Source organism: Halosolutus gelatinilyticus (assembly GCF_023028105.1).
Classification (GTDB): Archaea; Halobacteriota; Halobacteria; order Halobacteriales; family Natrialbaceae; genus Halosolutus; species Halosolutus gelatinilyticus.
The window spans coordinates 644,292-661,246 of record NZ_CP095491.1; the positions used below are offsets into that span (position 1 = coordinate 644,292).

At 67.9% G+C, this 16,955-nt stretch carries 17 protein-coding genes; 11 read left to right on the plus strand and 6 right to left on the minus strand.

Annotation, left to right across the window (positions count from 1 at the left end; translation table 11 throughout):
- Positions 1 to 92: 92 nt before the first annotated feature.
- Positions 93 to 1,046: a phytoene/squalene synthase family protein gene (locus MUH00_RS03285; RefSeq protein ID WP_247002342.1), complete on the minus strand. Its 954-nt coding sequence runs from the start codon at positions 1,044 to 1,046 to the stop codon at positions 93 to 95.
- 134 nt (positions 1,047 to 1,180) lie between these two features.
- Positions 1,181 to 2,416, minus strand: a complete 1,236-nt coding sequence (locus tag MUH00_RS03290; RefSeq protein ID WP_247002343.1) for an ornithine cyclodeaminase, nickel-pincer nucleotide-dependent — start codon at positions 2,414 to 2,416, stop codon at positions 1,181 to 1,183.
- Positions 2,417 to 2,596: 180 nt separating this feature from the next.
- On the opposite strand from MUH00_RS03290, the gene MUH00_RS03295 reads away from it, so the two are divergent.
- The 4 genes from MUH00_RS03295 to MUH00_RS03310 all read left to right on the plus strand — a co-directional run bounded on the left by MUH00_RS03295 (position 2,597) and on the right by MUH00_RS03310 (position 4,834).
- The gene (locus tag MUH00_RS03295; protein ID WP_247002344.1) at positions 2,597 to 3,160 is read left to right on the plus strand and encodes an HTH domain-containing protein; all 564 of its coding nucleotides are present in this window, start codon (positions 2,597 to 2,599) and stop codon (positions 3,158 to 3,160) included.
- A gap of 201 nt (positions 3,161 to 3,361) precedes the next feature.
- Positions 3,362 to 3,523, plus strand: a complete 162-nt coding sequence (locus MUH00_RS03300) for a hypothetical protein (RefSeq protein ID WP_247002345.1) — start codon at positions 3,362 to 3,364, stop codon at positions 3,521 to 3,523.
- A 139-nt stretch (positions 3,524 to 3,662) separates the two neighbouring features.
- Positions 3,663 to 3,884, plus strand: a complete 222-nt coding sequence (locus MUH00_RS03305) for a DUF2196 domain-containing protein (protein WP_247002346.1) — start codon at positions 3,663 to 3,665, stop codon at positions 3,882 to 3,884.
- Positions 3,885 to 3,979: 95 nt separating this feature from the next.
- Positions 3,980 to 4,834 (plus strand): YihY/virulence factor BrkB family protein, encoded by an 855-nt coding sequence (locus tag MUH00_RS03310; protein WP_247002347.1) that lies wholly within the window; start codon positions 3,980 to 3,982, stop codon positions 4,832 to 4,834.
- 29 nt (positions 4,835 to 4,863) lie between these two features.
- Here MUH00_RS03310 and MUH00_RS03315 read toward each other — a convergent pair whose 3' ends face one another.
- On the minus strand, positions 4,864 to 5,526 hold the full coding sequence (locus MUH00_RS03315) for an ERCC4 domain-containing protein (protein WP_247002348.1): 663 nt from the start codon (positions 5,524 to 5,526) through the stop codon (positions 4,864 to 4,866).
- 101 nt (positions 5,527 to 5,627) lie between these two features.
- On the opposite strand from MUH00_RS03315, the gene MUH00_RS03320 reads away from it, so the two are divergent.
- The 3 genes from MUH00_RS03320 (at position 5,628) to gdhB (ending at position 10,081) form a co-directional block, all read left to right on the plus strand.
- Positions 5,628 to 8,525 (plus strand): bacterio-opsin activator domain-containing protein, encoded by a 2,898-nt coding sequence (locus MUH00_RS03320; RefSeq protein WP_247002349.1) that lies wholly within the window; start codon positions 5,628 to 5,630, stop codon positions 8,523 to 8,525.
- Positions 8,526 to 8,639: 114 nt separating this feature from the next.
- A complete protein-coding gene (locus MUH00_RS03325; RefSeq protein WP_247002350.1) occupies positions 8,640 to 8,780 on the plus strand; it encodes a rubrerythrin-like domain-containing protein in 141 nt (46 codons plus the stop codon).
- Between the two features lie 2 nt (positions 8,781 to 8,782).
- Positions 8,783 to 10,081, plus strand: a complete 1,299-nt coding sequence (gdhB, locus tag MUH00_RS03330) for a glutamate dehydrogenase GdhB (RefSeq protein ID WP_247002351.1) — start codon at positions 8,783 to 8,785, stop codon at positions 10,079 to 10,081.
- Between the two features lie 72 nt (positions 10,082 to 10,153).
- On the opposite strand, the gene MUH00_RS03335 is transcribed toward gdhB, so the two are convergent.
- Positions 10,154 to 10,777 carry a phosphoribosyltransferase gene (locus MUH00_RS03335; RefSeq protein ID WP_247002352.1) on the minus strand — a complete coding sequence of 208 codons (624 nt, stop codon included), beginning with the start codon at positions 10,775 to 10,777 and terminating at the stop codon, positions 10,154 to 10,156.
- Positions 10,778 to 11,031: 254 nt separating this feature from the next.
- Here MUH00_RS03335 and MUH00_RS03340 point away from each other — a divergent pair, with 254 nt between their 5' ends.
- The 4 genes from MUH00_RS03340 (at position 11,032) to MUH00_RS03355 (ending at position 15,588) form a co-directional block, all read left to right on the plus strand.
- A complete protein-coding gene (locus MUH00_RS03340) occupies positions 11,032 to 11,805 on the plus strand; it encodes an NAD(P)H-hydrate dehydratase (RefSeq protein ID WP_247002353.1) in 774 nt (257 codons plus the stop codon).
- A gap of 122 nt (positions 11,806 to 11,927) precedes the next feature.
- Positions 11,928 to 13,034 carry a pyridoxal-phosphate-dependent aminotransferase family protein gene (locus MUH00_RS03345; protein ID WP_247002354.1) on the plus strand — a complete coding sequence of 369 codons (1,107 nt, stop codon included), beginning with the start codon at positions 11,928 to 11,930 and terminating at the stop codon, positions 13,032 to 13,034.
- A 136-nt stretch (positions 13,035 to 13,170) separates the two neighbouring features.
- The gene (locus MUH00_RS03350; protein WP_247002355.1) at positions 13,171 to 13,449 is read left to right on the plus strand and encodes a hypothetical protein; all 279 of its coding nucleotides are present in this window, start codon (positions 13,171 to 13,173) and stop codon (positions 13,447 to 13,449) included.
- Positions 13,450 to 13,737: 288 nt separating this feature from the next.
- Positions 13,738 to 15,588 carry a carbon starvation CstA family protein gene (locus tag MUH00_RS03355; protein WP_247002356.1) on the plus strand — a complete coding sequence of 617 codons (1,851 nt, stop codon included), beginning with the start codon at positions 13,738 to 13,740 and terminating at the stop codon, positions 15,586 to 15,588.
- A 117-nt stretch (positions 15,589 to 15,705) separates the two neighbouring features.
- Here MUH00_RS03355 and MUH00_RS03360 read toward each other — a convergent pair whose 3' ends face one another.
- Entirely contained in the window at positions 15,706 to 16,320 is a 615-nt protein-coding gene (locus MUH00_RS03360; RefSeq protein ID WP_247002357.1) for a DUF8052 family protein, read from the minus strand.
- On the minus strand, positions 16,317 to 16,694 hold the full coding sequence (locus tag MUH00_RS03365; RefSeq protein WP_247002358.1) for a cupin domain-containing protein: 378 nt from the start codon (positions 16,692 to 16,694) through the stop codon (positions 16,317 to 16,319). The genes MUH00_RS03360 and MUH00_RS03365 overlap by 4 nt, the downstream gene beginning before the upstream one ends.
- Between the last annotated feature and the right edge of the window lie 261 nt (positions 16,695 to 16,955).

Consider the following 16,955-nt stretch of genomic DNA (forward strand, 5'->3'; position numbering starts at 1 on the left):
TATCGCGGGGGGCCATAGCCGCAGGGGTCACAGCACCGAGGGTCGACCGGAGGTGAGGCAGATCGAACCGGCGGCCGATCGCGACGCCTGCGCTACCGGGTCGGCACGCGCTCGCCCGGACTGGGGCTGTGGCGGTCCAGATCGTCGGCCGTCGGAACGGCGGAGACGCGTCGGAACACCGCCTCGGGGTCGCGGTTCCAGTGCCAGCGCCAGCGGGTTTTCACGAGACATCGGAGTTTCCGCGTCGTCGACAGCGACGGCTCCGAGGAGAGCACGTCGTAGTCGCGGTCGCGGATAAGCGAGTGGTGTTCGGCGTAGAGGACGGCCGCGAGCAGAACCGGAAGCTGACAGTCTTCGGGTAGGTACCGGATTCCCGCGACGCCCTCCCGGTAGAGGTCCTCGGTCCGACCGAGTTCGTCGGCCATCGCCGCTGCGAACGACTCCGAGTACTCGAGGCGCTCGATCTGGTCGTCCGGGACGCCGTGGGCGCGCAACGTCTCTCGGGGGAGGTAGATCCGATCGCGATCGACGACGTCCTCGCGGACGTCCCGCAGGAAGTTCGTCATCTGGAAGGCTTCGCCGAGTTTAACGGCGTGGGGGAGCGCCGCCTCCTTCGCCGCCGGTTCCATGATCGCGGTCATCATCACGCCGACGGCCGCGGCCGAGCCGCGCATGTACGACTCGAGTTCGTCGTAGGTTTCGTACCGGTGCGTGTCGATGTCGGCCGCCATCGCGTCGACGAACGCGTCGACCTCCGCGTCGGCGATGCCGTACCGCTCTCGGAGTTCCTGGAACGCGTCGAGGACGGGGTCGTTCGGCTCGGCCTCTCCGAATGCCTCGGCGCGGAGGCGCTCGAGCTCTGCCCGCTGCTCCGCAGGCGAGCGCCCGGCGGGGTCGTCGACTATTTCGTCCGCGATGCGAAAAAACGCGTAGAGGACGTGGGTCGCGTTGCGGACCCGCTCCGGAAGGAACCGGGTCGCGAGGTAGAAGGTCCTCCCGGTCCGTTTCTGGATCGCCTTGCCTGCGTCGATGTGTTCCTGTTCCATTCTCGACCTCACCACCGTCGACGGCGGGATGTCGGTGCTACGACAATTGTATATAAAAGGCCTCCCCCTCACTAGTGTGGGTAACTCTCTCGCCGTCGAACGAGTTCCGCCGCCCGCAGTCGATCGCGGCCCCGCTACGCGAGCAGTTCGTCGCGCAGCATCGGGATGAACGTTCCAATGTCGGTGACAAGCCCGATCGCCTGCGCGCTCCCCCGGTCGAGCAACTGGGTGACGGTGGCGGGGTTGATGTCGACGCAGACGGTCTTCGTCGTCGACGGCAGACAGTTGCCGACGGCGACCGAGTGCAACAGCGTCGAGAGCATGAGCACGAGGTCCGCCTCGTGGGCTTGTTCGCGGATCGCGTTCTGGGCCTCGATCGCGTCGGTGATCGTGTCTGGAAGCGGGCCGTCGTCGCGGATCGAGCCCGCGAGGACGTACGGAACGTCGTTTCGGACGCACTCGTACATCACCCCCTCGTCGACGATGCCCGCCTCGACGGCCTCCGCGATGCCGCCGACGCGGACGATCTCGCTGATCGTGTAAATGTGGTGTTTGTGCCCCTTCCGCGGGTGTTCGAGCGACTCGGTGTCGACGCCGAGCGACGTGCCGTACAGGTCCCGCTCCAGGTCGTGGACGGCGAACCCGTTGCCGGCGGACAGCGCGTCGACGTAGCCCGCGCCGACGAGCTCCGCGAGGGCGTCGCGACCGCCGGAGTGGACGATCGCCGGGCCGCAGACGACGAGCACGGTCCCCTCGCCCTTCCGAACCTCGCGCATCTCGTCGGCAATCTCCTCGATCAGCGAGGCCGACGGGCGTTCGCTCGAAACGCCGCCCTGCATGAAGCCGAACGACCCGCTGCCGTTGCGCGGTCGTTCCGGCGGTTCGACGCGAATGCCCGTTTCGCCGGTGACGACGAGATCGCCCTCCTCGACGGCGTTGAGGACTTTCGTGAAGACGCGGGGATCGTCCCCGCCCTCGCCGCTCGGTTCGACCACCAGGGCGCAGTCCATCTCGATGTCCTCGACTTCGACCCACCGGCCCTCGACGCGGACGTAGGTCGGGTGGTTCGTCGTCGAGTAGAAATCGACGGGCACGACCTGGTCCTCCGGGGCGGCCTCGAGCGTGGCGTCGCGGGGATCGGCCACGGTCGCCCCCTGCTGGTTGAGTTCGTGGACGATCGTCCGCAGGGTTTCCTCGGTGTCGGCCAGCACCCGCATCCGACAGTACGTCTCCGCGTGTTTGTGGCGGCCGACCTCGAACTCCTCGACCTCGAACTCGCCGCCCATGTCCATCACGATCCCGAAACACTCGCCCATCGTCCCCGAATCGATGATGTGGCCCTCGAGTTCGACGGTGCGCGAAACTGTCATCGGCGGTGGTTGGCGACCGACGACCGTGAATGTGTGCGTTCTCCGCCGGCGAAGCGCGTCGTCTCCCCGATCGCTGCGGGTCCGCCCTCGGTCGGTCGACACGAACCGATCGCCGATGAAAATGATAATTCACGTAACACTTTTTACGGCGTTCGTAGACAACCACCACGGAGATCACCTGTGTCGGGACACCAATCCAGTTCGAAGACGGCGGAGTTGTGGATCCGGTCGTTCGCGCCTGCGTCCGCGGGACCGACTCGCGAACGCGCACTCGAGCGGCTCGACTCCCTCGAGTCGGCCCCGTCGATCGACGCGGTAACGGTCGACGGCTGGGGGCCGGAGTTCGAACGGACCGAGCACGTCCGACGGATTCCCCAGCTGCGCAAGATCGAGGACCGGGTTCGGACGTTCGAATCGTGGGCGGCCCGAACCGGCCGCAGTCTGCAGCCGTTTTTCCGACGGCGCCGCGTCGAATCCGCGATCACGGGCGAGCGACGCGACGTTCGCCGGCTCCCGACGATCGCGCTCGCGGAGTTCGTCGACGACGAACTCGTCCACGTCGCGCCCTGTCGCGATGGCGAGCGAACGATCGACGTCTTCGACCGTCTCGACGCCCTCGAACGCGGCGAGGCGGTGGATCCGGTTGTCACGTACGAGGAGAAGCGACACCGCGAGGAAGCGATCTCCGACCGGACGCGGCCGTCGACCGACGGCCCCCGACCGCCGTCGCCCGGGTCGAACTGATCCGTTCCGATGTCACGCGCAACCCTGTCACGCCCGATCGCGGCCCGATCGGCGGTCGAGTACCGATGAGCGACGCGTAACCGCGATCGGGCGATCCGCGGCCGACGAGTGACCGCACCGGCCGCCCGCTGCGCCGGTCGGCCGCTGCACCGACTGCGTCGAGGACGAACTTATATGCGACTCAATAGCATAAGACCGGATATGGCAGGCGAATCAGCCACGATCGGGTGCTCGCGCTGTCGAAACTGCGGTTTCGAAGCGCCGGGAGGGGCGGACGAGTGGCAGCGGATCGACGTGCCGAAACTGGGTCGGATGACCCAGTGTCCCAACTGCGAGAGCACCGACGTGATCACGCAACGGTAGTCGCGTGCGCCGGTACCGGTCGACTCCTCCGCCAGCATCGGCAGCGATCGTCGGCGAGAGCGGCGGCGATCGCGCCGCGACGGCGATCGACGCGGTTGCAGGCAGCACCCTTTTCGACGCCAGCGCCACACCACCGGACATGTCCAACGACCGACCGACGGCCGACGAACTGCGCCAGGGACTCACCGTCGAGATCGTTCAGGGCGACCAGGACGTCGAATCGACGGATCGAGAGCCGATCATCGGCGAGATCGGGACGATCTACGGGGACGAGCCCGAGGGACCGCAAGTCGAACTGAAAAGCGGCGTGGTCGGCCACGTCCAGTCGATCGTCCACGACGAGTCGTCGACGCGGGGGTGAGTGCGAGTCGACCGGCACGCTCCACTTCGGCGGCGTGGTAAATCGAGTACTACTGCCGGCCGAAGCGATTTCCGCCGAGCCGTCGTCACCCCGATATGGCCGACCCCGGGTTGGTCACGCTCGTCCGAGACGTCACGGCGGTCGCCCGCGAACGCCAGATCAGCGTCACGTCCGCGGGCCTCGCCTACCACGCGTTCAACACGCTCGTTCCGATCGTCATCCTGCTGCTCGTCGGCGCCGCGCTCGTCGACGCGTTCGACCCTCTCGTCCGAGCGATCGAGTCGGCGACGGGATTCGAGGGCGCGGCGACGGACGACGGGCTAGAGGGGATGACTGGCGACGGGAGCGCCGCCTTGATTCGGGCGGCCGTCCTGGCACTCCTCATCTTGCTGTGGAGCGCGATTCGTCTGTTTCAGGCGGTCAACAGCGCCTTCACCGACGTCTACGGCGCCAGAGAGGAGCAATCCTACGTTACCAACGCCGTGACGGTCACGATCGTGACCGTTCTCAACGCCGCGCTCGTCGCGACGACGCTCGCGGTCGGCGTCGCGCTGGTCGGCATCGTCGGCGTGAGCCTCTCGGTCCTCAGCAGCGGCGTGCCGGCCGCCGCGGCCAGCAGCCTGCTCCTCGCGGCGCTCCTGTGCGGACTGTTCCTCCCGATGTACTACCTCTTTCCCCAGTCCGACGTCTCGATCCGGGAGGTGCTCCCCGGGACGGCGTTCGCCGCGCTCTCGTGGACCGCGCTGGCGATCGGGTTCCGAATCTACGTCGCGACCTCCGAGAGCGTCGCGCTGTTCGGGATCGCCGGCGCGATCCTACTGATCCTCACGTGGGTCTACCTCGGCGGCCTTTGCCTGCTGCTGGGCGCCGTCCTGAACGCCGTCCTCGCCGACCGGGTCGAACCCGAAGCGCAGTGGGTTCCGATGCGAACGGTGCTGGCGGACGACTGACGCGAGGTCGTCGGCGATCGCCGGAACCGTCAGCGCTCCGCCCCGGCGGTTCGAACCGCGTCGTAGACCGTCCGCGCCCGCGTCTCGCCGATCCCGTCGATCGCCGTCAGGTCCTCGGGGGTCGCCTCGAGCAGGGCCTCGATCGTCGGGTACGCCTCGTACAGCGCCGCGGCGAGTTCGGGGCCGATTCCGTCGATGCAGCCGTACATCCGCTTCGTCGTCGGTTCCCGCTTGCTCGGAACCGCGCCGACGGGAAGGCGGCGTGCCGACGGCTCCTCAACGTGTTTTCGAGCCAGGCGGATCGCGTAGTCGACCAGGCGCGCGCGATCGGTACAGGGGATCACCGGAATCGAGAGCCGCGCCGTGATCGAGGCCATCGAACCGCGGATCGCCGCCGGATCGACCCCCGTGTTCAGTGCCTCGAGGTCGTCGAAGTCCCCTTCGACGAGGACGTAGGCGTGGTCGTAGGCCTCGCCGAGTCGGGCGGCCTGATCGTAGAGGTCGGGGCCGGACCGGGCCATCACTCCGTTGACGAAGTCCCGAAGCGTCTTGCGCTCGATCCCGACGGCGTCGACGGCGAGGTCGCCGGCCGAGAGCCGATCGACGGCGACCCCCGACACGTCGGGATGCGCCCGAACGGCCGCGGCGACGCCGGCGGGTTCCCGATCGTCGACCGTGACGGCGACGCGCATACGGGGTCCTACAGCGTCGAACGGGGAACGGCTGTCGGTATTCGATTGCGGGCGGGCGCAAACCGATGCATTCTATCCGGATCATTCTGTAGGTACGTCGAATGGTTTCCGCACGGACCCGCGACGGGACCCGGCTCCTCGTCGTCGGACTCGGAAGGGACGGCGAGCGCGCTTTCGAAGCCGACGCCGCGGACGCGATCGACGCCGTCCCGACGGCGGCCGCGGCGATCGAGACGGTCGACAGGCGATCGATCGACTGCCTCGTGACCGCACACGAATTGCCGGACGGAACCGGACTGGAGGTGCTCGACTCGGTCCGCGAGCGCGATCCGGACCTCCCTGTTGTGCTCTCGCCAGCCGACGGGAGCGAGTCGCTCGCGAGCGACGCGGTCGCCGCGAACGTCACCGAGTACGTCCCCCGCGACGAGGGGCTCGAAGCGCTCGCGGCCGCCGTCGATCGGGCGCTGGATCGCGGTCGCGATCGCCGGCGGCGGAGGGCACGGGCCCGCCAGCTCGAGGCGATCTTCGCGGACCCGGAGACGTACTCGTGGGTGCTCGAGCCCGACGGGCGGGTTCGCCGGGCCAGCGAGAGCGCGCTCGAGGCGATCGACGCCACCGACGACGACGTTCAGGGGCGACGGTTCTGGGCCGTGCCGTGGTGGGACGGTCCCGAGAGCAGAGACGGGCGATCGGCGATCCGGAGCGCGGTCGAGTGCGCGGCCGACGGGACGGTCGCTCACCGGGAACTGACCCACGCCGGATCCGGCGAAGAAGAAGACCCGCGTGCCTTCGAAGTGACGATCCGTCCGGTTCGAGACGGATCGGGCGCGATCGTGTCGCTGCTGGCGCAGGCCACCGACGTCACCGAACGGGTCCGCCTCGAGGCGGAACTCCGCGAATCCGAGGAACTCCACCGGGTGACGCTGAACAACATGACCGACACCGTCCTCATCACGAACGACGAGGGCGAGTTCACCTACGTCTGTCCGAACGTCCACTTCATCTTCGGCTACACCGACGACGAGATCCGCGAGATGGGGACGATCGACGAGTTGCTCGCGTCGGACCTGTTCGATCGCGAGCGCCTCGCCGCGGCGGGCGTGCTCACCAACATCGAGTGCACGGCGACCGACAAGGCGGGCCGGGAGCACACGCTCCTGGTCAACGTCCGCGAGGTCTCGATCCAGGGCGGGACGCTCCTCTACAGCTGTCGCGATATCACGAAGCGAAAGCGCCGCGAGGAGGCGCTGACCGCGTTGCACCGGACCGCTCGCGAACTGCTCTACGCCGAGACCGACCGTGAGATCGCCGATCGGATCGTCGAGGATACCACGGACGTGCTCGACGTCCCGGCCAGCGCCGCGTTCCTCTTCGACACCGACGAGAACGTGTTGCGGCCGGCCGCCGCCTCGACGGCGATGGACCGGTTGCACGGCCCGCTGTCGTCCAGACGGGCCAACGCGGAGACGATCGCCGGCCGGGTCTTCGTCGAGGGAGGACACCGGTTCTTCGGCGACGTTCGCGACGCGCCGGCGCTGTCGGATCCGACGACGGACGTGCGAAGCGCTGGGTTCGTCCCGCTCGGCGATCACGGGGTCTTCGTCGCCGGCTCGCCCGAGATCGACGCCTTCGACGAGGTGACGCGAGAGGTGACGGACCTGCTCGCGGCGACGGCGGAGGCGGCGCTCGACCGGGTCGCCCGCGAGCGGACGCTGCGCGAACGCGATCGGGAACTCAAGCGACAGAACCGCCAGCTGAGCCGCCTGGACCGGATGAACGAGATCATCCGCGAGATCGACCAGGCGCTGGTCGGCGCCGAAACCCGCGAGGAGATCGAGACGGCCGTCTGCGAGCGGCTCACGTCGGCCGATCGGTTCTCGTTCGCCTGGATCGGCGCGCTCGATACCGCGGCCGATCGCCTCGAGTCGAGCGCCCACAGCGGAACGGAACGGGGACAGGACTACCTCGACGCCGTCTCGCTCGCGCTCGCGGACGGTGACGCGGCCGGCGGCGAGCCGTCGGTCGCGACCGCGATCGACCGCGAGGTCACGGTCGTCTCGAACGTGGTCGATCGACTCCACGAGGAGCCGTGGCGCGAGGCGGCGCTCGCGCGGGATTACCAGTCGATCGTGAGCGTCCCCCTCGCGTACGACGAGTTTACCTACGGCGTCCTGACGGTCTACGCCGATCGGCCCGACGCGTTCGACGAGACGATGTGCGCCGTCCTCGCGGAACTCGGCGAGACGATCGCCTCCGCGATCGCGGCGTGCGAGCGCAAACACGCCCTCCTGACCGACTCCCGGACGCGCCTCGAGTTCGACGTGGCTGACGACGGGTTCGTCTTTGCCCGACTCGCGCGCGAGGTCGATGCCAGGCTCTCGTTCGACGGCGGCGTCCGGCAGCGAGAGGACGGCGCGTCCGTATTCGTAACCGTCGACGGGACGCCTCCGTCGATCGTCGCGTCCGCCGCCGCGGAACTCGTCGCCGTCGAGGACGTACGGGTGATCACCGTCAACGGCGACGACGAATCGGCCGACGGCGGCGCCCTCCTCCTCGACCTCTCCCGGCCGTTTCTCGCGCTCCGGCTCGCGGATCACGGCGCCGTGTTGCGCAGCGTCGAGGCGACGCCGGACCGGACGCGCATCGTCGTCGACGTCCCCAGCACCGTCGACGAACGCAGCAGCGCGAACGTCGTGTCCAACGCCTTTTCGCGGGTCGAGTTGCGGTCGAAACGCAGCGTCGATCGAGCGTCCGCACACGACCTCCGATCGACGCTGCTCGATCGGGTGACCGACCGACAGCTCGAGGTCGTCCAGGTGGCCTATTACGGCGGATACTTCGAATCGCCGCGGGCGAAGTCCGGCGAGGACGTCGCGGAGACGCTCGGCATCTCGCCGGCCGCGTTCTACCGTCACACCCGGACTGTTCAGCGGAAGCTCTTCGACGTCCTCTTCGAGGAGCTCGGACTTCCGGCAAACCTCTCGAAACCGGTTGAATAGTGAACCCCCTGGTTAGAGTGACGTTCAGTATCCAATAATCACACTCATCCTAATATCCCTTATAGAATACTAACGCGACGACCGCCGCAATGCGACACCTATCGTCGCACAACCATGAAAGACGTCAAATTCGATCCCGAAGAGGACTCGACCTACGAGTGTTTCGATTGTGGAACGACCGTCAGAGCGTCGGCGCCGGGCACGTGTCCGGACTGCGGCTCTGACATGCGTAATCGACGGACGCCGATCGAGTAACGATGGCGTCGCACCACCGTTCGACATCGACTTCCGAGCCGCGGTGCTCCGACGGCGAACCGGAGCCGGCGCTCGAAACCGCTCGTCGACAGCTCGATCGGGCCGCCCAGCGGCTCGACATCGACGAGACCATCCTCGAACGGCTCAAGCGTCCGAAGAAGGTCCACGAGGTAACCGTCCCGCTCGAGCGCGACGACGGATCGGTCGACGTCTTCACCGGATACCGCGCCCAGCACGACAGTGTTCGCGGGCCGTACAAGGGCGGACTCCGGTACCACCCCGACGTGACCCGCGACGAGTGCGTCGGACTGGCAATGTGGATGACCTGGAAGTGCGCCGTCATGGACCTCCCCTTCGGCGGCGCGAAAGGCGGGATCATCGTCGACCCCAAGTCACTGAGCGACGACGAGCGCGAGCGGCTCACGCGTCGGTTCACCCAGGAGATCCGCGAGGTGATCGGGCCGAACGCGGACATTCCGGCGCCCGACATGGGGACCGACCCGGAGACGATGGCGTGGTTGATGGACGCCTACAGCATGCAGGAGGGCGAAACCACCCCCGGCGTCGTCACCGGCAAGCCGCCCTCGGTCGGCGGCAGTTACGGTCGCGAGGAAGCCCCCGGCCGCAGCGTCGCGATCGTCACCCGCGAGACCCTGGACTACTACGACCACCCGATCGAGGAGACGACCGTCGCCGTCCAGGGCTTCGGCAGCGTCGGCGCGAACGCTGCTCGACTCCTGGACGAGTGGGGCGCGTCCGTCGTCGCCGTCAGCGACGTCAACGGCGCGGTGTACGATCCCGACGGCATCGACGTGGCCGCGATCCCCTCCCACGACGAGGAGCCCGAGGCCGTCACCGGCGTGACGCGGGGAACCCGTCTCTCGAACGACGACCTGCTCGAACTCGACGTCGACGTGCTCGTCCCGGCGGCCGTCGGAAACGTCATCACCGAGGAGAACGCCGACGCGGTTCGGGCGGACGTCGTCGTCGAGGGGGCTAACGGCCCGACTACGTTCGGCGGCGACGCGATCCTCGCCAAGCGCGGCGTGCCGGTGATCCCCGACATCCTCGCGAACGCGGGTGGGGTCACGGTCAGTTACTTCGAGTGGCTCCAGGACATCAACCGCCGCAAGTGGAGCCTCGAACGGGTTCAGGAGGAACTCGAGACCGAGATGGTGGCGGCCTGGAACGGCGTGCGAGAAGAAGTCGAACGTCGCGACGTGCCCTGGCGGGACGCCGCGTACGCTGTCGCCCTCTCGCGGATCACGGAGGCCCACGAGATGCGCGGCCTCTGGCCCTAACGCGGCCTCGCGGCGTCAGATCCGGGGCCGCATCGAAGTCTTGCGACCCCGACCCGCGGCTCCGTCCGATCGCTACTCCTCGAGGTACTCGATCGCTTCCTCGTCGGTGACTTGCCCGAAATCTCGGTAGAACTGCCCGACGGCCTGGAAGTTCCGGGGCGCCTCGAGCGCGATCACGTCGTCGGCCTCGCGCTCGAGGTCGTCGACCGATCGGGGCGAGCCGACGGGCACCGCGAGCGCAACGGACGCGGCGTTCGCGTCCCGGACCTGTCGCAGGCAGGCCCTCGCGGTCGCGCCCGTCGCCACGCCGTCGTCGACGACGACCACGTGCTTCCCCTCGAGGGCCGGCAATCCGGGGCGATCGCGGTAGCGATCGGCCTTCGCCTTCGCGTTCTCGGCCTCCTCCCGACGAACGCTCTCGAGGTACTCCTCGTCGACGCCCAGCCGATCGATGAGGTCGTCGTTGTACCAGACGCTGCCCGAACTCGCGACCGCGCCGATCGCCAGCTCCGGGTTCCCCGGGGCGCCCAGCTTTCGCGCGACGACCACGTCCAGATCGGCGTCGAGCGCGTCCGCGACCGGTCTGGCGACGGGCAACGCCCCGCGCGGAATGCCGAGGACGATATCGGCGTCGAGACCGCGGCGATCGAGCTCCGCTGCGAGCCGTTCGCCGGCGTCGGTTCGATCGTGGAACATGGGTCCCGGTACGACGCCCACCTACTATGACTTGACCTGGCACACGTCGGGCTAGGGGGCGGTCGCTGTCGCGGAAAAACCTCTGATTCTCGTGGTATTGTCAACCGGTTTCGTGCGGTGAATTCGAACGAAAAAACGGATCAGCTCACGTCGGCCATCGAGTCTCGCTATCGCAGGGTGGCCGGTCCGAACCGTAGTGGATACCGGCTTTCGCGTGCCGAACGGCTACCCGTCGAGCGATCTCGAAGGAAGATATGGCACGCCTCCAACGGACGCTCTCGAACGTCTCCGAGGGCGGCAACGACAACGGCCGCGTCGGCATCGTCGCCGGCGCGATCGAGTACCCGAACCAGCCCGCGCTCGTCGGGCGAGCGGCGCTTCGAACGGGATCGGATCACGTGCGGGCGTTCGTCGCCGACCCGATCTACGCGATCGTCGCGGGCCACGAGCCGAACCTGCTGGTCGATCGCTACGCGGGCGACCGGTTCGAGAGGAGCGCCGTCGAGGGCACCCGCGAACTGAGCGACTGGGCCGACGCGCTCGTGATCGGACCCGGCCTCGTCGACGCGGATCCCGACGCCATGACAGAGGCGATCGACACCGTCGACGTCCCGACGGTCGTCGACGCGCTCGCGGTCGAACCCGGGCTGGACGCCGACCTCTCGAACGCAGTGCTCACGCCGAGCGACACCGAAGTGGATCCGATTCGGGAGTCGTACGGATCGCTCTCGGAGTTCTCGAAAGAAACGAGTGCGGTCGTCGCGCTGACCGGCGACGTGGACGAGATCGTCGCCGACGGCGAGCAGATCGAAAACGAGACGGGCACGTCGGCGCTCACCGTCGCGGGGACCGGCGACACGATGGTCGGCATCGTCGCCTCGCTGCTCGGCCAGGGGATGGCTCGCCGGGAGGCCGCCGAACTCGGCGCCTGGATCCTCGGCAAGACCGGCGAACTCGCCACGGCCGAGTACGGCCCCGGCGTGCTCGCGACCGACGTGATCGATCGAATTCCGGACACCATGCGGTAGCGCCGGGCGGGTGATCGCGTCGCACCGGGCGACGTCGACCGCGTCGCGGAAGGACGATCGCGCGCGCCGCGAAACGCCGCCGGGACCCGGGGTTTATCACCCAGCGAGTTCCCGATCAGTCTATGAGCGCATCACCCGCGGACAAACTGCGCATGACGCCGGGGCCGACCGAGGTTCCCGAGGCGGTCCGGCGGCGGATGGCCGAACCGACGCCGAATCCCGACGTCGAACCCGAGTTCTTCGCGTTCTACCGGGAGCTGACGGACAAACTCGAGGCGATTTTCCGATCGGGAACCGAGGGAGAGTGGGGCCGCGACGTCGTCGTCCTCGGCGGCGAGGGCATCCTCGGCCTCGAGGCCGCCGTCGCCTCGCTGGTCGAGCCCGGCGATCGGGTGCTGTGTCTCTCGAACGGGCTGTACGGCGACGGATTCGCCGACTTCGTCGAAGCGTACGGCGGCGAGGCCGTCGTCTGCGACGTCCCCTGGGATCAGACGCTCGATCGGGAGACCGTCGAGGAACGGCTCGACGGGGCGGCCGAGGAGTTCGACGTCGCGACGATGGTCCACTGCGAGACGCCGACGGGGACACTGAACGACCTCGATCCGATCCTCGACGCGCTCGACGAGCGCGGAATCGTCACCGTCGTCGACGCCGTCTCTTCGCTCGGCGGGACGCCCGTCCCGACCGGGAAGATCGACGTCTGTCTCGGCGCGAGCCAGAAGTGTTTCAGCGCGCCGCCGGGGCTGACGACCTGCGCGATCAGCGACCGGGCCTGGGATCGCATCGAATCGGTCGAGAACCGGACCTACTACGCCGACCTCGAACCGTGGCGAACGGCGGCCGAGGACGAGTGGTTCCCGTACACCCACCTCACCGCGAACCTGTACGGCCTCGACGCCGCCGCCGATCTCCTCCTCGACGAGGGGGTCGAAGCCGCCTTCGATCGGCACGAGGCGGCCGCGACGCGGTGTCGCGAGCGGGCCGCCGACCTCGGCCTGGAGACGTACCCGACCGCCGACGCCGACGTCTCGCCGACCGTGACCGCGCTGTGGGTCGAGGGCCGGGCCGGCGAGTTGCAGCGAGCGATGCGCGAGGATCGCGGCATCGTCCTCGCGACCGGCCTCGGCGACCTCGAGGACGATATCCTCCGGATCGGACACATGGGCCACAACGCTCGGCTCGACCGAGTCGATCGGACGATGGACGCGCTGGCGGCCGTTCTCGACTGATCCGGACGCCGCCGTCGTTGCTGGCGGCGCCGCTTTCGTCGCTTCTCGGCGCCGTTTTCGAAGACGGACGGTCGTCCGCGACGGCCCGGAACCTGCAGGTGGAACCGTTTCCCCCGCAACGCTGTAACCACCACGTATGTCCGAGCCCGATCGCGAGCCGACGGAAAAGCCCACCAACACCAAACGGGAGGCCAAGGAGGAAGACCAGTGGATCATCCGAAACTGGATCGGGGTCGCCGTCGTTTCGATACTCGGGCTGTGGCTGCTCGTGATCGGGGCGATGCAGGCGACCGGCCTCGTGGACGTGTTCGGACCGATCGCGGACACCCAGACCGGGCAGTGGGCCGCGTTCGGCGTTCTCGTTCTCGTCTGGGTCGCGCTGGCCGGCTGGAGCTGGAAGGCGATCGCCGGCTGAACGACTCCCGGTATCCGGGTCGGTGCCGCCGTCCGTTTCGAACTGACTCCGCAACCAGGTCGCGGGCGCTGCGTCTTCGACCGGCGACCGCTCCGTGCGCGATCGGACCGCTCGATCGGCCCCATCATCGTCCGGTCGGGGAGTTCCCTTTGATGTACAGTATCCGACGCGGATAATTCTTATATTCGTGAAGCGAGAGCGTTGCCTCCAAAATATACGAAGTACAAATCCGTGAAAAATAATTAACTATTAAGGTTCTCGCACACAGTTGGTTCGAGTAGATCTAGCATGACACAGGTGATATGGATCGTGGCGGCGGTGCTCGTAACGTTCACCGCGGGGTACGTGGGGTACTCGCGGTACCTCGCCCAGTTCGTCGATCTCGATCCGGATCGGGAGACGCCGGCGCACAAGTACGAGGACGGGCAGGAGTACGTCCCGTCCAAGAAACCGGTGCTGTTGGGGCATCACTATTCGAGTATCGCGGGCGGAGCACCGATCGTCGGCCCGATCACGGCCGGCGCCATCTGGGGATGGGTTCCCGCCTTGCTGTGGATCGCGATCGGGAACCCGCTGATGGGAGCGGTCCACGACTTCATCTCGTTGTCGGGCAGCCTGCGCCACGAGGGGAAGTCGATCGGGTACATGATCGGCGAGTACGTCGGCGAGCAGGGGAAGAACATGCTGCTGTGGTTCGCGTTCCTGACGATCGTGCTGGTCGTCGCGGTGTTCGCGCTCGTCGTCGCGATCGTGTTCCACGCCTTCCCGCAGGTGGCGACGGCGTCGTTCATCTACATTCTGCTGGCGCTGGCGTTCGGGGTGTACCTGTACCAGTTCAACGGGCCGTTCATCCTGGGAACGGTGGTGTTCGTCGTGGGCGTGTTCGCCGCCGTCCGGGTTGGCATCGAGTACCCGGTCGCCCTGTTCGCCGGCGACTACCCGTCCGGAACGATCGTCCTGCTCGGCGGCGCCGGCGACTGGGTCCCGGGTGCGGCCCAGCTCGAAGGGCTCGGCGGCGGAAATACCGCGGCGTGGATCCCCGTCGTCCTGGTGTACGCCGCGATCGCGAGCGCGCTGCCGGTGTGGGTCCTGTTGCAGCCGCGCGACTACCTCTCGTCATTCCTGCTGTACGCCGGCGTCGGCGGGGCGGTCCTCGCGATCATCGTCGGAACGTTTTTCGAAACCTCCTCGCAGCCGCTCGTCATCGACGAGAGCCTCGGCGCCTTCGAGGGGTTCTGGGGCGTCGGGGCGGCCGATTACGCGCCGTTGTTCCCGCTGCTTTTCATCACGATCGCGTGCGGGACGATCAGCGGGTTCCACTCGCTGGTCTCCTCGGGGACGACCGCCAAGCAGCTCAACAACGAGAGCGACGCCCGTCTGATCGGCTACGGCGGCATGCTCGGCGAAGGGCTGCTCGCCGCGGTCGCGCTCTCGACGCTCGCGGTGTGGGGCGCCCCCGACGTGGCCGGCGGTATCGGCGCCGCGTTGCCGAACTTCGCCTCGGGCGGCGGCGTCATCCTCACCAGTTTCGGCATCCCGCAGACGGTCGGCGCCGTGTTCATGGCGCTGGTCCTCTGTAGCTTCCTGCTGACCTCGACCGACACGGCCGTCCGCCTCGGCCGCTACATGATGGAGGAGATCGTCGGCACGCCCGCCGGGCGGACCGACACGGGGCTGAACGCCGATATCGGCTCGATCGCCCGCGGTCGCTACACGAACCCGATCGTGCAGGCCGTACCGGCGTACCTGCTGGTCGTCTCCGGCCAGTGGGTCGTCCTCTGGCAGCTGTTCGGCGGCGCGAACCAGCTGCTCGCCGCGCTCGCGCTGCTGACCGCGACCGTCTGGCTGGCCAACTGGGACGACAGCAAGCAGCTCATCTCGACCGGCGTCCCGATGGCGCTGATGGTGACGATCACCGTGCTCGGGCTGTCGTGGCTGGTGTTCTACGAGAACCTCTACGTCAACCTGCTGAACGGCGGCGCGGAGACGACCGAAGCGATCATCTCCGCGATCGTACAGATGATCATCGGGCTCGTCCTGATCGGGCTGGCACTCGCGCTCGTCAGACTGGGCTACAACAACATCCGCGAAGTCCGTCGCGGACCCGAAACGCCCGCGGCCGAGCCGGGCGACGACTGACGCGGTCCGTCCGAATCGATTTTCCGTTTTTCGTGGCGATAGCGACCGTCTCACACCCCTCGGTGACGACTTTCGACACCGAAACCGCGCCGTCCGAGCCGCAGAACGGGTCGATCGTTATCGCCAGAACCGCTTCGCGAACCGCGAGAGGACGCCCTCCTCGGATTTGCTTACGTCGTCCCAGAGGGTGAAGGCCTCGACGACGTCCGCGACTTCGCTGGCGACGTGGTCCTCGGCGTCGGGAACGACGATCACGAGGTTCACGTCGTAGTGGCCGTAGTAGCCGAACTTCAGCAGCGTCCGATCGCGGAATCCGGAGACGTACTCGCGGACGTCGTCGGGGAGCTCGTCGGCGACGAGCACGAAGCTGACGTCCGTACCGAAGTGCTCCTCGTCGGCGACGATCCGCTCGTCGGCGACCTCGTGACCCAGGGCGACGAGGCGATCGAGTTCCGCGACGGTCGGCCGCGGCTCCCGGCGGGCGAAGAGATACTCCTCGGCCTCGTGGTCGGCGTAGGAGAGCGCCGGATGGAAGAACTGTTTCTGGGTGGTCACGCGCATCTCGCCGTAGAGGTCCCACCGCTCCCCGTCGAGCCGATAGTCCTTCTCGAGGTCGTAGCTGTACATCAGCCGGTCGGAGACCCGATCGAGGTACTCGTCCTCCCAGTCGGGGACCGCCTCGCGGATCTCGGCGGGCAGGTCCTCGGGTTTCGGCGCTTCGCGTCCGCTCATTCCTCCGGCTCGTAGACGTGGGCGTCGTCGGCGGCGGGCGGGGCACCGATCGCCAACACCGTCACCGCCTCGCCGGCGTCTTCGGGGTTGTACGCGCGTTGGGGGTGCTCGGGGTCGACGACGAACAGGCGCTCGGCGGGCACCTCGTATGTTTCGGCCGGCGTCTCGACGGCCAGCGTCCCGGAGAGGACGTAGAACGCCTCCTGCTGGGTATCGTGGTAGTGGTAGGCGAGCGGGAGGTCCTCGCCCGGTTCGGCCCGGAACCGGTTGATCGCCATGCTCTCGAGACCCGCGGCGCCGGCGAGTTTTCGACACTCGCTGGGCCGATCCGGCGCCGGTTCGATCTCGTCCGGATCGATGAGTCGGTATCCCATATCACCCGATAACCGGCCGGGACGGCAAATAGGCGTCGGTGGGCGAAGCCGTCGGACTTCACCCGCCGGTCGTCCTCCTCGCAGGACGTGCGAGCACGGGCGATCGACGGGAGTCTCGACCGACGCGCGATCCCGGATCGTGACGCATCCGAGAGTGGTGCGAGTTACGTGCGGCTCCGTTCAGGAGCAGCGATCGCGCAGGATTGTGTCGCCTCGGGTTCGATCCGCGACGGCCGATCCGAGCGGCGACGAACGTCGAGG